Source organism: Leyella stercorea (assembly GCF_021531655.1).
Genome location: NZ_JADYUF010000026.1, coordinates 18,462 through 32,230 on the forward strand (window position 1 = coordinate 18,462; position 13,769 = coordinate 32,230).

At 50.6% G+C, this 13,769-nt stretch carries 11 protein-coding genes; 2 read left to right on the forward strand and 9 right to left on the reverse strand.

The window, feature by feature from the left end; translation table 11 throughout:
* Positions 1–97 precede the first annotated feature (97 nt).
* From I6E49_RS08725 to I6E49_RS08745, 5 genes are all read right to left on the reverse strand, one after another.
* Complete coding sequence (locus tag I6E49_RS08725) at positions 98–1,084, reverse strand: HlyD family secretion protein (protein ID WP_235401858.1); 987 nt, start codon at positions 1,082–1,084, stop codon at positions 98–100.
* Between the two features lie 21 nt (positions 1,085–1,105).
* Positions 1,106–2,593: a TolC family protein gene (locus I6E49_RS08730; protein ID WP_235401859.1), complete on the reverse strand. Its 1,488-nt coding sequence runs from the start codon at positions 2,591–2,593 to the stop codon at positions 1,106–1,108.
* 44 nt (positions 2,594–2,637) lie between these two features.
* Entirely contained in the window at positions 2,638–3,519 is an 882-nt protein-coding gene (locus I6E49_RS08735) for a hypothetical protein (RefSeq protein ID WP_235401860.1), read from the reverse strand.
* A 347-nt stretch (positions 3,520–3,866) separates the two neighbouring features.
* On the reverse strand, positions 3,867–4,544 hold the full coding sequence (locus I6E49_RS08740; protein WP_235401861.1) for an SGNH/GDSL hydrolase family protein: 678 nt from the start codon (positions 4,542–4,544) through the stop codon (positions 3,867–3,869).
* A gap of 20 nt (positions 4,545–4,564) precedes the next feature.
* The gene (locus I6E49_RS08745) at positions 4,565–5,329 is read right to left on the reverse strand and encodes a TIGR02757 family protein (protein ID WP_235401862.1); all 765 of its coding nucleotides are present in this window, start codon (positions 5,327–5,329) and stop codon (positions 4,565–4,567) included.
* A gap of 154 nt (positions 5,330–5,483) precedes the next feature.
* Between I6E49_RS08745 and trmD the strand changes: the two genes are divergently transcribed.
* Positions 5,484–6,161, forward strand: coding sequence for a tRNA (guanosine(37)-N1)-methyltransferase TrmD (trmD, locus tag I6E49_RS08750; RefSeq protein WP_235401863.1), 678 nt, complete (start codon positions 5,484–5,486; stop codon positions 6,159–6,161).
* Positions 6,162–6,414: 253 nt separating this feature from the next.
* Complete coding sequence (locus tag I6E49_RS08755) at positions 6,415–7,473, forward strand: carbohydrate-binding family 9-like protein (protein WP_235401865.1); 1,059 nt, start codon at positions 6,415–6,417, stop codon at positions 7,471–7,473.
* Between the two features lie 75 nt (positions 7,474–7,548).
* Here I6E49_RS08755 and I6E49_RS08760 read toward each other — a convergent pair whose 3' ends face one another.
* From I6E49_RS08760 to I6E49_RS08775, 4 genes are all read right to left on the reverse strand, one after another.
* On the reverse strand, positions 7,549–8,817 hold the full coding sequence (locus I6E49_RS08760; protein ID WP_235401866.1) for a PNGase F N-terminal domain-containing protein: 1,269 nt from the start codon (positions 8,815–8,817) through the stop codon (positions 7,549–7,551).
* Positions 8,818–9,003: 186 nt separating this feature from the next.
* Positions 9,004–10,326: an alpha-L-fucosidase gene (locus I6E49_RS08765; protein ID WP_374685178.1), complete on the reverse strand. Its 1,323-nt coding sequence runs from the start codon at positions 10,324–10,326 to the stop codon at positions 9,004–9,006.
* A gap of 202 nt (positions 10,327–10,528) precedes the next feature.
* Complete coding sequence (locus I6E49_RS08770; RefSeq protein ID WP_235401868.1) at positions 10,529–11,914, reverse strand: alpha-L-fucosidase; 1,386 nt, start codon at positions 11,912–11,914, stop codon at positions 10,529–10,531.
* 89 nt (positions 11,915–12,003) lie between these two features.
* Positions 12,004–13,755, reverse strand: a complete 1,752-nt coding sequence (locus I6E49_RS08775; RefSeq protein WP_235401869.1) for a SusD/RagB family nutrient-binding outer membrane lipoprotein — start codon at positions 13,753–13,755, stop codon at positions 12,004–12,006.
* Between the last annotated feature and the right edge of the window lie 14 nt (positions 13,756–13,769).

Below are 13,769 nucleotides of genomic sequence, written 5' to 3' on the forward strand. Positions count from 1 at the left end.
CCTCCCCAGCAGGGAGGGGAGCTATATGTTCCGACTTATTATAACTAAACACATCTCTCCCCTCCCTACGGGGGAGGGGTTGGGGGAGATGCCTTTTTTACTTCTTCAGCACCAATGACATTCCCTGGCGCAGACCTTCAATCTTGTCAATCGGTCGGGCCTTCACTTCGAATGTCTTGAGGTCGTACTGTCCGTTCGACTTGGTGGCCTTCCATACGGCGTACGAGCCTTGGTCCTTGATGTAGTAAACCTTCATACGGATCTCGCGGTTGTATGCCGGAACGAAAGCCTTAATCTCGCTGCCTACTGTCATACCGTTGAGCTGGTCTTCACGAACGTTGAATGTTCCCCAGAGGTCGTTCATTATTGATATTGACATAATCGGCGAACCTGTTCCAACGAGCTCGCCCACCTTCGGATAGACATCGCTCACTTCGCCAGCCATCTGTGCTATCTGCATGGTTTCGTTGATGTAAGAGCTGACTTCGGCCACTGCGCCCTTAGCACGGTTCACCTGTGCGGCTGCAGCCTTCTTCTCTTCCATACGTGCACCGTTGACTGCCATGTCGTACTGGCTCTGTGCGGCCTTCACCTGAGCCTCCATAGCCTTGTAGTTGGCAAATGCCTCGTCGCGCTTCTGGGCTGTCATCACGCCCTCGTCAAACAGACGCTGTACACGATTGTACGACTTCTGTGCAATGTCCAGACCAGCCTTGGCCTGCTGCAATACGGCGAATGCGGCATGCACCTGTTCCTTGCGTGCGCCGTTGTTTGCCATTTCGTCCATAGCCGAAGCGGCGTTCTCTGCCGACTGTGCCTGAGTCATCTTGGCGCGCACCTCTGGAGCGTCGAGAATGGCAAGCGTATCGCCTACGTTGACATAGTCGCCCTCCTTGACACGGAGTTCAAGAATGCGTCCGGGCACCTTGCTCGATACGCGATATTCAGACACTTCCACCTGTCCCTGTATTGTTTCAGGCTCTTGTTTGAGCGACAGCGAACCGATGATAGCTACTGCTGCCACCACAGCTGTTGAGCATGCTATGGTGATAAGTATGTTCTTATGTTGCGATTTTTCTGACATAATAATATATAATGTGTGTTGTTATTGCAAGACACCGAGTGCCTTCTTTAAGTTAACTTGACTCATTTTTACGTCTACTTCGGCGTCTATCTTCTGCGATTGTGCCTGCACCCATGCTGTCTGTGCAGCCATTACGTCGGTAGTGGGTATTACGCCCTCCTTGAATCCGAGGTTGGCGCAACGCAGGTTTTCCTCAGCGTTCTCCACGTTCTTTATTGCCATAGCCAGACGGCGGTTGGCTTCTTTCACCTTGAATTGGCTTTGGCTCACCTGCAGATCAATCTTCTCGCGGATGTCGTCGCGTTCGAGTTCGACGATAGTTGTGGCAATGCGGCTTGCGCGCACCTTGTATGTGCCCTCCATCCAGTTCCACAACGGCACACGCACCATCACTCCGACATTCCACATGCCCGAGAGTTTGCGTTCAAATCCGTTGAAGACATTGGGATTGGTGGCTACATATCCGCCGGTAAGAAGTACCTGTGGCAGATAAGCGGCGCGCACCAGCTTGGTGGCTTGGCGACTCATGTCGGCAGAATTCTGCAGAAGTTTCAGTTCGGGGCGGTTCTCCATAGCCACAGCGCGGTCGGCTTGAGCGTCGTCGGCTTGCTCTACTATGTTGTCGGCGTTCTCGTCGGCAAGTGTAATGTCTGAGTCGACATCCATGCCACACAATTGGCAGAGCAGCATCTTGGCGAGAGCGAGTCCGTTTTCGGCCTGTGTCAGCGACATTTCAGCCTCGTTCACCTTGACGTCCACCTTCAGTCCGTCGGCTCGTGTGGCCACTCCCTCGCGTATCATCTTGCTCACATCGTCGTCGAGTTTCTTCACTACAGACAGATAGCTTTCTGCCAACTGCTTCTTATGGTGTACAGACACTACAGTCCAGTAAGCCTGGTCGATTGAGTGCAGCGTGTTTTGCGTCGAGGCTTCGATGTTGTTCTGTGCCATCTCTTCGCCTATGGCAGCCATGCGGTTGGCTGCTATTATGGCTCCACCCATATAAACAGGTTGTGTGAGCATGACCGAGAGGGCGTACATCTGGCGTGTGTCTGTGCGGAAAGCGTCAACGATGTTCTGTCCTACATGGTTGACGGCTTCGCCTATCTTAGAGCCCACCTGTCCGAACATGCCTCCGAGATTGGATGCCTGTTCGGGTGTGAGTATGCCTTGCTGGGCAAGGTTTGTCAGAGCACCGGCAATGTCGTTGTGCAGCGCACCGGTGGTGTTGGTGCCTGCATTGGCGAGTGCCGACTTCTGGTCTTTGCTGAGTAGTGATATCTCGCGGCTTGTCAGTTCGTAGCCGCCGAGTGCACTTATGTGCGGCAGATACTTTGTTTTGGCCGCTTTCTTGTTGTAGCGAGCCATGTCGAGCTGCAGGCGTGATGCCGACAGGGTCTTGTTGTTGCGCAATGCCATTGCGCGACAACTGTCGAGTGTCAGCGTCTGTTGTGCCTGAGCGCTTGTGGCAAGCGTAGTAAGGGCCAATATTAATAACTTGTGTTTCATCTTTCTTTGTTAGTTGGAGTGTATGGCTTGTCAGCCTCGGTGGCTTACTTGAATGTGAAGCTGCGTGAGCCAATCATGTTGCCGTCGGCGAAAATGCTTACCTGATAGGTTCCGGCAAGCAGTGACTGCGACACGTTCCAATATGTGGTTATAGCCATTTCCTGTCCGCCGTATTCGACAGTCTTGTGCATTGTGGCTTCGAGCGAGCGGTTCTGATAGTTGAACGATGCGCCACCTCCGAGTGTTGTTCCGGCAGGAGTGGTTATGCGCACGTAGAATGTCTTCTGTCCGTTCCGTGCTGTCACGTTCTTGGCTATGGTGAAGTTAACCTGTATGTTTGTACACTTTGAAGTCTTGTCGGTATTCTTGCCGCGCTTGTTCTTCAGCTGCATCGAGATGCCGGTGGCATCGAGCTGCGCTGCAATCGCCACTTTCTCCGAGAGCGTTGCGCGCTCGGTGTTGAGTCCCTCAATCTGTCGGGTCGCTTCGTTGTATTGTCCTTTGATTCGAGTGTTCTCGGCGGTGAGGTTCTGGTTGAGTCGGTTGAGCGAATCGATCTCGATGACATAGCTGCGCAATACGGCGCGTACTGTAGCCAGTTCCTTCTTGAGGCGTGCTATCTCGCGAGCGTCGCTCGACTTGGTGTCCTGCAGTTCCTTGAGCAGTCGTTCGGTCTTCTCCTGCTCGGCTGTGAGTTGTGCTACGATGGAGTCGTTGGTTATCTGCGTCTTCATCTCGCTGTATTGGTTGGCAAACTGCTGGTACTCGTTCTCCATCTCCTTCTTGTCGAGGTCGGCGAGTTCCTGCATTGCCTTGTTTTCTTTTCTTTGGCTGTCAAGGTTGACATAAAGATAGGCTATTGTGCCAACGAGTGCCAATCCAATCACACCCGCTACTATCCCAGTAATGAGCTTTTTCTTTTCCATAGTGTTTTGATATATCAATTAATGAGTTTTAAATAATAAAGTTTAAACTGTTGCAAAGTTAGTTGATTAATTTTAAAGCGCAAAGCAACGGGTGTTGTAAATAAATAATGATTGCTAAAATCGAAGATAAAAACAGAAGAACGGAACAGATAAAAAACAAAAGAAGTCCTTTTGGGTTGCAAAAGGACTCGTTTTGCTATCCAAAAGGACTCGTTTTGAGGTGCAAAAGGACCCCTTTTGAAGGGCAAAAGGACTCCTTTTTAAAATGTAAATGTTAAGTGCTAAATGTTAAGTGTTATGTGGGTGGAATGTTAAGTGTTTAAGGCTTTGTAAATCAGAGGTTTTCCTTATTTGATAGCCTTAAGAACTTGTTCGGCAAAGCTTTTCATTCCCTTTATCGACGGGTGTCCGCTCTTCTTGTCGATGTCCTTGAGTTTGATTACGGGCACGTCGTAGTGGCGGCATATTTCGTCAACCGACTTGTTTATGTCGTCCTTGAGCTGGCTGTTAAGGATGAAGTAAACGTCGACGTTTGGATAGTACAGGCGTATGTCGTTGAGCATCTTTGCCATGGCAGGGCGGAAGTAGTAGAGGTCGGCACGTCGCCAGTCGCCGTACTGGTATTCGCCCATCTTCACTCCAGCCCATGAGTCGTTGGTGGCTCCGCAGATGAGTATGATGTCGGGATTGCCCAGATTGCGGCATCGGGTCACGAACGAGCGGTCGCTGAAGTCGGCGTCGTCATATCCCGTATTGCATATAGTGGCACCCGAGTAGGCGTTGATCATCCCCATCTTGTAGCCTCCCTGCTTTATCACCTGCCACCACCATGTCTGCTCTACGCGCTCCACGTCGGTCTGCTTCTTGTTGGCAGGCGAGTAGTACCATATAGCGTTGCCTTCGGGAATGAATCCCTGGAATGTAGAATACGAGTCGCCCAGTACGGCGATTGTCCGGCGTACCTGTGCCGGAGCCGGTACAAGCACGAGCATGAGCAGGCAGAATAGTGTAATTGTCTTTTTCATTTGCTGTTTGTTTTTAGTTATTATTGTTGTTCTTTTTCTTCGTCTACACCCAGACCGAACAATGCGAAGTCGCCCCTTGTCGGGTCGTCGGGGAATATTTCGAGCATTGCGTCGGTAAGTCGTCGGGCTGTCGACATTGAGGCTGTGCGACTGTTGAGCAGCCCCATTCGCAGACTTTCCTGCACAACGTGTGTGTCGAGCGGCATGATGAGCGAACGGCGGCTGATGATGTCGGCCCACAATCCAAGGTCGACTGGAGAATCTGACCGCACCATCCATCGCAGAAACATGCACACGCGCTTGCATGCCGACGCTGTGTTCTTGGGCACAATCTTGCTGGCTCCTTGCTCGGCAAAGTATCGGCAGATGGCTTCCACGGCTTCAATTCCCGTCGTTGCATGGCTTGCCACGTATGCCTTCATGCTGCCGTAGCTGTTGAGCATGCGGCTATAGGCGGCAAGCAGGCAGCACATGTCGTGTCGTGTGTACAGGCGATAGAAGCATTCGGCGGTGTTGGCTATGTCGTTCTGCCATTCGCCCGAGCGTACCCAGCGGTCAACCTCGCCTCCCGAAGCGTCGAGCACGAACTGTATCTTGGGGAAGAACTGCTTGCGCGAGCCGTAACTTAGGCACGAGGCTATGAATGCCATTGCCTCCTGATTAGCCGCTCCCGCCACGCGGTGCATGAAGGAGCTTGGGTCGGCGGCGAGGAAATCTGCCGTTTCGTATTTGTCGGCAAGCTGGCGGATGCGGCTTGCAAGTTGCTTGTCAATGTTAGGATTCATTTCTTTGTACGTAGAATATATTGGGTTGAATGCAGGTGTAAAGGTACGCCGAATTATTCTATCTGCCAAACAACAGGGGGCTTGAATGGCAATGTTTTATAGATAGTTGGCAGAAATGTTGGTCGGATGAACTAAATTATGTAAATTTGCACGTATGAGAATAGACATAATAACCGTATTGCCCGAAATGCTTGAGGGCTTCGTAAACGAATCGATACTTGCCCGTGCCCAGAAGAAGGGTCTGGCAGAAATTCACCTGCACAATCTGCGCGACTACTCGGCTGACAAATGGCGCCGTGTAGACGACTATCCTTACGGAGGATTTGCAGGTATGGTGATGCAGTGCGAACCCATCGACCGCTGTATATCGGCTCTGAAGGCAGAGCGCGATTATGACGAGATAATCTATACTTCGCCCGACGGCGAGCAGTTTGACCAGCACATAGCCAACGACCTTTCGCTCAAGGGCAACATCATCATACTCTGCGGACACTACAAGGGTATCGACCAGCGTGTGCGCGACCATCTCATCACTCGCGAGATAAGCATCGGCGACTACGTGCTGACGGGTGGCGAGCTGGCTGCAGCAGTCATGGCAGACGCTATTGTGCGCGTTGTGCCGGGCGTGATAGGCGACGAGCAGAGTGCGCTGAGCGACTGCTTCCAGGACGACCTTCTGTCGGCTCCTATCTATACACGCCCTGCCGACTACAAGGGATGGAAAGTACCCGACATATTGCTGAGCGGAAACGAGGCCAAAATCAAGAACTGGGAAATGGAGCAGGCTATGGAACGCACCAAGCGTCTGCGTCCCGACCTGCTGGAGAAGTAATATGGATAAACAGTTGATAGTTGAGAGTTGAAAGTTGAGAGTTATGATTTGCATATAGTTGAGAGTTTATAATTTAGAGTTGAAAATTATGATCACCAAGGATTAATATTCGGCTTTATGTTTTAATGACAAAGCATATCATAACTCTCAATTCTCAACCCTCAATTCTCAACTTCAAATTCTCAACTCTCAATTCTCAATTTTCAACTTTCAAATTTCAACCTATAACTAATTATAATAAACTAATAATTAAATGAACAAATCAATTCTTTCGGCAATAGCTCTTGCTTTTGCCTTCGCTATGCCCGCTTCTGCTCAGGACGGACTGCTCAAGAAATATGCCCAGCGACTGTCTACTCCACGACATTATGTGTGCTGTCGTACTAACGAGAAGATTAAGATTGACGGCAAGCTCAACGAAAAGTCGTGGGCAAAGGCTGCCGACACGGAGTCGTTTGTCGACATCAGCGGCGACGGATTTCCCAAGCCTATTTACGACACCAAGGCCCGAATGATGTGGGACGACGAATATCTGTACGTGTCGGCTGTGATGGAGGAACCCAACATCGTGGCTAACCTCACGCAGCGCGATACTATCATCTATCACGACAACGACTTCGAGGTGTTCCTCGACCCTACTGGCGACGGACAGTGCTATTTCGAGATTGAGAACAACGCACGTGGCGTTGTGTTCGACCTTATGCTCGACCGTGCCTATCGTTCGGGCGGCAACTTCTACGTTCAGTGGGATTGTCCGGGACTGAAGCTCGCCGTTAATCACGACGGTACGCTCAATAAGCCTAAGGACAAGGACCGCTCATGGACCGTGGAGATGGCTATTCCGCACAAGGCTATTACCCGCAACTTCACCAATCCGCTTGTTGCCGGAAACATCTGGCGACTGAACTTCTCGCGTGTGGAATGGCTGAAGAAGGGCGGACCTGAGGAAAACTGGGTGTGGACTCCTACTGGCGAAATCAACATGCATGCGCCTAATCAGTGGGGATTCTTGCAGTTCTCCGACAAAGTTGTAGGCACAGGTGCCGACGAGTTCCGCTGTCCGTACAACATGGAGGCTTACAAATTGCTGTGGGCGATGTTCCATGCTCAGTTTGAGAAGCGTGAGAAGACAGGTGCTTACACCAGTTCGCCAGCCTCGCTCGGATTGACCGATGCTGACCTTGCTACATTGCCGAAGGGCAGCAACGTAGAGCTTGAGGCTACAACCACACAGTTCACAGCCAGTGTTCTTGTTGGCGGAACAGGCAAGCGCTATGTGGTAGACCAGAACGGAAAGTTTGAAGTGAAATAAAGAACATCGAATATTGATTCGATGAGTGAAAATAAAACGGAACGGCGGACGGGAGTCCGACGTTCCGTTTTTATATTATTCTTCCCAAACCAGATATGCTGAAACGAGCCAGTGGTTCATCTCGTTGCCCTTGATGGGCTGAGCCTTTGGAATGGCAATGCTGAGAGTGTGGCGGCCAGGAGTAATGCTATTGAGAGGTATTTCCTCTGGAGCGACATCTGAGCCAGGACACCAGTTGGAGCGTGAAAAGTCTGACGAACCTACAGGTTCTTCTATTTCCTTCTCAGTATAGTTGCCGTCAGGGCCTATGTATGAAGCAATGCGCTTTTCGAGCCATACGCCTGTACCGGGATTGAAGCGGCGGAACGATGCGCAGTCGTCGCGCCACGGAGTGAACTTATACACCTCGTTGTCGTCAATAGACAGAACATTCTCCTGCGGAGTGAACTCATCGCCGCCATCATGACCGCCATGTCCTGTTACGATATACTTCAACTTGACGTTCTTGGCACCCTTAGGCAGATTGAAGTCGGCTACGAGCGGCTTGCGAGCGAAGATGTCGGGATACTCCTGACCAATATAATATACTGTGTTGACGAGTGGCAATACGTGAGTACGGGGCATAGGGTCGCAGCTTATAGGGCTTTCCTTGAAACGCAGTTCGACGCTTGCCAGATAGCCCTCATCGGTCCATGTGTCGATAAATACGCCCACGTAAGCCTCGCCTTCAAGCTCAGCGTAGCGGTCGGTGATGTCCTGCTGCCACTCTACGCAGTCTGCCCACTTCGGAATGTACACTGGGCGGCGCTTTGCTGAGAGCTTGTCGTCCTTGCCGCTGAAATGTCCTACACCGAATGGAGTCATAAAACGCATCAACTCAACAGTAGGCAGATAGTCCTTGCCGGCTACGATACCGACCAGCTTCTCGTGCTTTGAAGCGTCAACAGCAGGAAACTTGTTCTTGCCCTGGGCTATGGTCATAAGGTTGATAGCCGACTTCTTGGGCAGTACGAACACCGAGCCCGACTTGTCCCAGCGGTCGCCGTTGGATGCTACGGTAGTCTTCAAGTACACCTTGACGTTGCGTTCGTAGTGCGGAACGTTGATTTTCTTCAAAATTATACGTCCGTTGACAAGACGTATTATGCCGTCAGCATCGGCTGCATTAAAGCCTTCAAGCTTCGACGGAGCATAATGAATGTTTGTCTTTTCGAATACCTTTATCGTTTTGCTGCCCTTTGCTGCGTACTCCTTATGGTTGGCAGCGTGTGAGGAAAGGGCGAAGAGGAAGATAAAGGAGAAAATGGAAGATAGGGAAATATGGGGGAAATGGAAATGTTTCATAAGATAAAAAAATAGAAGCCCTACCCCCGGCCCCTCCCCAGTAGGGAGGGGAGTGATATGATTTTGTGGGAATATTAGGGGGGCTTTTTGTTCTTACTATTAGTAGTCGGTTCATACCGCTCCCCTCCCTACGGGGGAGGGGCCGGGGGTAGGGCTTTGTGGGTGGTTTGGGGCTTTGTTGTTTTTTTAGTTACTCTCAATAACCTTACCAGCTCCGCGATAGAGCTTTATCGGGCCATCGAGCAATACTGCTACTACGGTTATCATTGGGTCGAGTGAACGCTCAGGCACATTGATGTAGAGATTGCCTGGAACTTCGCTCCAATAGTTTTTGTTGTAGACCTTCGACTGGATTATTTCGCCGTCGCCTACAACCCAAACGCGGTTGACCTTATTCATAACGCCCTTCACCTCGATCGGACCGTTAGGCTTGTAGGGGAGGTAGAGGTAGAGGATGTCGCCAGCCTTGTTGAGGGTTGTGTAGCCCTGGAAGTGCTCGGCAGGAATACCGGCACGTGTGTCGTAGATTGCTTCCTTGTGCTTTTTGGTCCAGCGGCCGAACTCTTTGAGTATTGCCACCTGCTCCTCGGGGATGGTTCCGTCTTCCTTCGGGCCGATGTCAAGCAGCATGTTGCCACCCATTGACAGGCAATCGACGAATGTGCGCAGCAGAATGTAGGGCGACTTATAGTTGGTGTCGGCATGCTGATAGCCCCATGAGTCGTTCATAGTCATGCAGAGCTCCCAATGCTTGTCGGCAGGACGAACTACAGGCACGCCCTGCTCGGGTGTGGCATAGTCGCCATAGCCCTGGATACGCGAGTTGATGATGACGTTCTTGTTGGCCTTGCGCAGGAATTCTGACATTCCCTTGGCGTTCCATGTCTCGGCATCCTGCTCCCAGTCGCCGTCAAACCAGTAGAGGTCGGGCTTGTACTGATTGAGCTCGTCGAGCTGGTTGAAGTCAAACTTGAGGAACTTCTGCCAACGTGCAGGATCGTCCTTAACGTTGTAACGGGTTTCGGTGCGTGTGAAGTTAGGATAGTCGGGATGCGACCAGTCGATGAGCGAGTAGTAGAGTCCGAGCTTCAGTCCGTGCTTGCGCACTTCCTTAACGAACGGAGTGACGATGTCGCGCTTGGCTGCTGTAGCCTTGATAGTGTTCAGGTCGCTGTATTTTGTGTTCCACAGAGCCACACCGTCATGGTGCTTGGTGGTGAGAACTGCGTACTTAGCGCCGCTCTCCTTGATGAGGTCGAGCCATGCTTTAGGGTCGTAGTTCTTGGCTGTGAAGCCGTTACACTGACCCATATACTGCTCGTATGGCAGATATTTATTGTGGAACGACCAGCTCTCCGATACGCCGTTGACAGCGTAAATGCCGTAATGTATGAATATACCCAACTTGGCGTGGTCGAACCACTCCATTCTTTTGTCTTTCTGCTCCTCGGTTTCGCCCGGTATAGCAGTCTGTGCTGCTGCACCGGTAATGGCAGCCGCACAGAGCATGGAGCACAATATGCGCTTGATTTTCATAAATGTAAATTGTTAGTTCTTAAGTTGATATTTAGATAATTTATTGCAAAGATAATCAAAAAAATCCATTGATTATAATGAATGGTACATCTTTATACCTTATATTATAATATAAAAGGGGCAGATTGTGATGAATCGCCCCTTTTATTGTTTATATGAAGTCTTTGCTTCACTTTTATTTCTTCTCAAACTTGAACGCCAATGGCTCTGCCTTTGTTCCTGCAGGAATCTTTACAGTCACCTTGTCGCCGTTGGTAGTGTATTTTACTGCCTTGCCGGTGTTGAGCAATACGAGTTTGCCCTTAGGCTTGTTGACGGTCCATGTGATTGTCTGCGGAGCTGTCTCGCCGTCCTCTATGGCGTACACAGCATAAATGGTCTTCTTGTTTTTGGATGCTGTAAACCACGTTTTGCCGTCGTTGTAGTGAGGCGTTGTCACCGTATTATATATAGCTTCACCGTTGCGGTTCATCCACGAGCCTATGTTGAGCAGTATCTTCTGCACCTCGGGCTGTATAGTTCCGTCAGGAGTAGGACCAACGCCGAGCGCCAGACATCCGCCTTTAGCCACAATCTCCGAAAGGATGGCAATCACCTTGGCTGGTGACTTGAACTTGGCGCCAGGAATGTAGCCCCACGCATGGCTCAGCGTTATGCAGCTTTCCCACGGGATGTTGAGCTGTTTGGCTGGAATGCCTTGCTCTGGAGTCTGGTAGTTTTCGTTCTTTCCACGTATAGTACGGTCAACGCTGATGAGTCCGGGGTTGCGTTTGCGTGCTTCAACGAGAATCGAGTCGAGTCCGATTTGTTCGCCTGTTATCCATCCGCCGTCAAGCCACAGCATGTCGAGTTTGCCGTAGTCGGTGGTGAGTTCGGACAGTTGGTTCTGTGTGAACTTAACGTAGTTCTGCCACCAGTCGGGGTGTTGCTTGATGCTGTAGTTGATGCCGCGGCGCGGAGTGGCGTAATAAGGGTTCCAGAACCACTTAGAGTGCCAGTCGGGTTTGGAGAAGTAGCAGCCAATCATAAAGCCCTGCTTGCGGTAGGCATCGAACACCTCCTTAGCCACGTTCTTGCGCGGATTGTTGGCAAACGGACCGTTGGCAATAGAGAAATCGGTGTACTTGGAGTCGAACATGCAGAATCCGTCGTGGTGCTTGGTGGTGAAAATCATATATTTCATACCAGCCTTCTTCATCACGTCTGCCCACAGGTCGGGGTTGAACTTGACGGGATTGAGGCTGTCTTTAAGGCTCCAGTACCATTGTTTGTCCTTCTCGTAGTCGTTGAAGCGTTCGCGACGAATCCAGTCTTCCGAGCAAATCGACCATGACTCGACGATTCCTGCCTTGCTGTAGAGTCCCCAGTGCATGAGCACGCCGAACTTCTGGTCCTGCCAATGTTTTAGATTTTGCAGCACCTGATGGTCTTCGGGCCACACATAGTCGGATGCTTCCGACTGCTCGTGTACGAAGCTTTGTTCGTTCTTGTCCTGCGCATTGACGTTGCAAATTGATGCTGTGAGTGCCAGACTAAGAGTTGTAAGTTTTATGATGTTCATAAACAAATGTTTTTATTATAAAAATGTGGCATAAGCCAACGACTTATGCCACATCCTAATTATTTCGGTTTATTACCAGTATTATCAGTTTACTGCTTGGCTACGATAGAGTAGTACTTGCCATCCTTAGCCCAGAACAACTTAGTGTAGTAGCCGTAAGTGTCGTTTGAGTCGTAATATTTCGACACGGCATCCTTGTAGTTTGTCTGGTTGTAGTTCTGCTCGTCGCTCGGGTAGGGCAGACGGTTAGGAGGAGTAGGATAGTTGCTCATGATGCCATCCTCGGCAAACTTAATTTCCGGATAGCCAGTACGGCGAACGGTGTTCCAAGCCTCCAGCCAGTTGGTCCAGCTGTAGTTGAGCCAGAGCTGTGTGTTGATAGCTTTCTGAGTAGGCTCCCAAATGCCCTCGGCATAAGTATCGATGTCCTTTACGCCGTTCCATGTGAGCGAACGCTGGCTCTTGTAGCTGTCGTTGCCAGTGTTGGCATTGAAGAGAGTACTTGTAGTCTTCAGATTTACATAGTACTCGTTCGACTGCTTAACGCCCTCAATGAAGCAAGCCTTGGCTTTCTGCTCGCTCTTTGCAACACCGTAGCCCATCAGATAAGCCTCAGCCTTTGTAAGGTTAACCTCAGCTGCACCAATCCAAAGACCGAACAGGTTGTTGTTGCCCTCATACTCCTTTACACCTGCATAAGCGGTAGAGTCGAGTGTGCAATAGTAGCCTGCACCAGCGATTTTCGGGGTTCTGGCGAGATACTCCTTCTGCTTGTCGGCAGCAATTGTTGAAATCTCTTGGTTCGACTTTGTTATGTCGTACGAAACGTATTCGCCGTCGGGGTTAGGATCGAGCAGATACGAAGTACGTGGGTCGGTTGCTGCGCTGGGCACACCGTTGGCAGGAACGTTGAGCGCGTCGAGATAGGTCTGCGATACTGTGTAGCCACCGTGCAGAGCCTGCGACAGACTCTTGCCGAAGTTGAAGTCGTCGTTGTTGGTGCTTGCTGTTACACCCATGTTCTCGTCGTTGCTGTCGATGACAGGATAGCTTGCCGGGTTCTCAAGGATTTCCTTGATAACGTTGTGAGCTTCTGCGGTCAGGCTACCGTTGGTAGACAGATGGAGAGCGATGCGCAAACGAAGCGAGTTGACGTACTTTTCCCACATATCGATGCTGCCTTTGGCTACTGTGATGTCAGCCAACTTGAGGTTGGTCTGGGCTACAGCGCTCACTCCGCCAGTGTGGAGATAGTCGGCAGTCTCCTTCAGTTCATCCAGAATCTGCTTGTACAGCTTGGTGTCGTCCTCGAACTTGTCCTTCTCCTTGGCGGCGTTGTAGTCGCTCTCAGCCCAAAGGGTGCTTGTGCAGCTGTTGTTGAAAGGAACGCTGCCGAAGAGCGAAAGCATCTCGTGAAGCTGTCCGTCAATCAATGCGCGCGACAGAAGCAACATTACCTTTGCATTTGGTTTTTCAATTTCGGGAAGGTTTTCGTATGTCTTTTCCAGCAGACGATGCTGTGTGAGCATGTCGTAGAAATTCTTCCAACGGTCGTTGTAACGTGGCTCACCGGCTCCTTGGAAACGGCCCTTGCCATTGTTGCTGCCCAAAACACCAGAGAAGATGCCCGAAGTAGTCATCTGGCAGTAGTAACGATAGTACATGGGGTTCATCCATGTGTTACCCATTTTCAGAACACCTGAGAACACCTGAGGCACGCTCGCAGTTCTTGTGGTAGACGGATCCTGATACTTAGCTGTGTAATCAGAATCAGAGCAGGCACCGAGGGTAAGAAGTGCCAGTCCTGCTACCGCTATAGATGAAAATATATTCTTTTTCATATACTTTTCCTGTT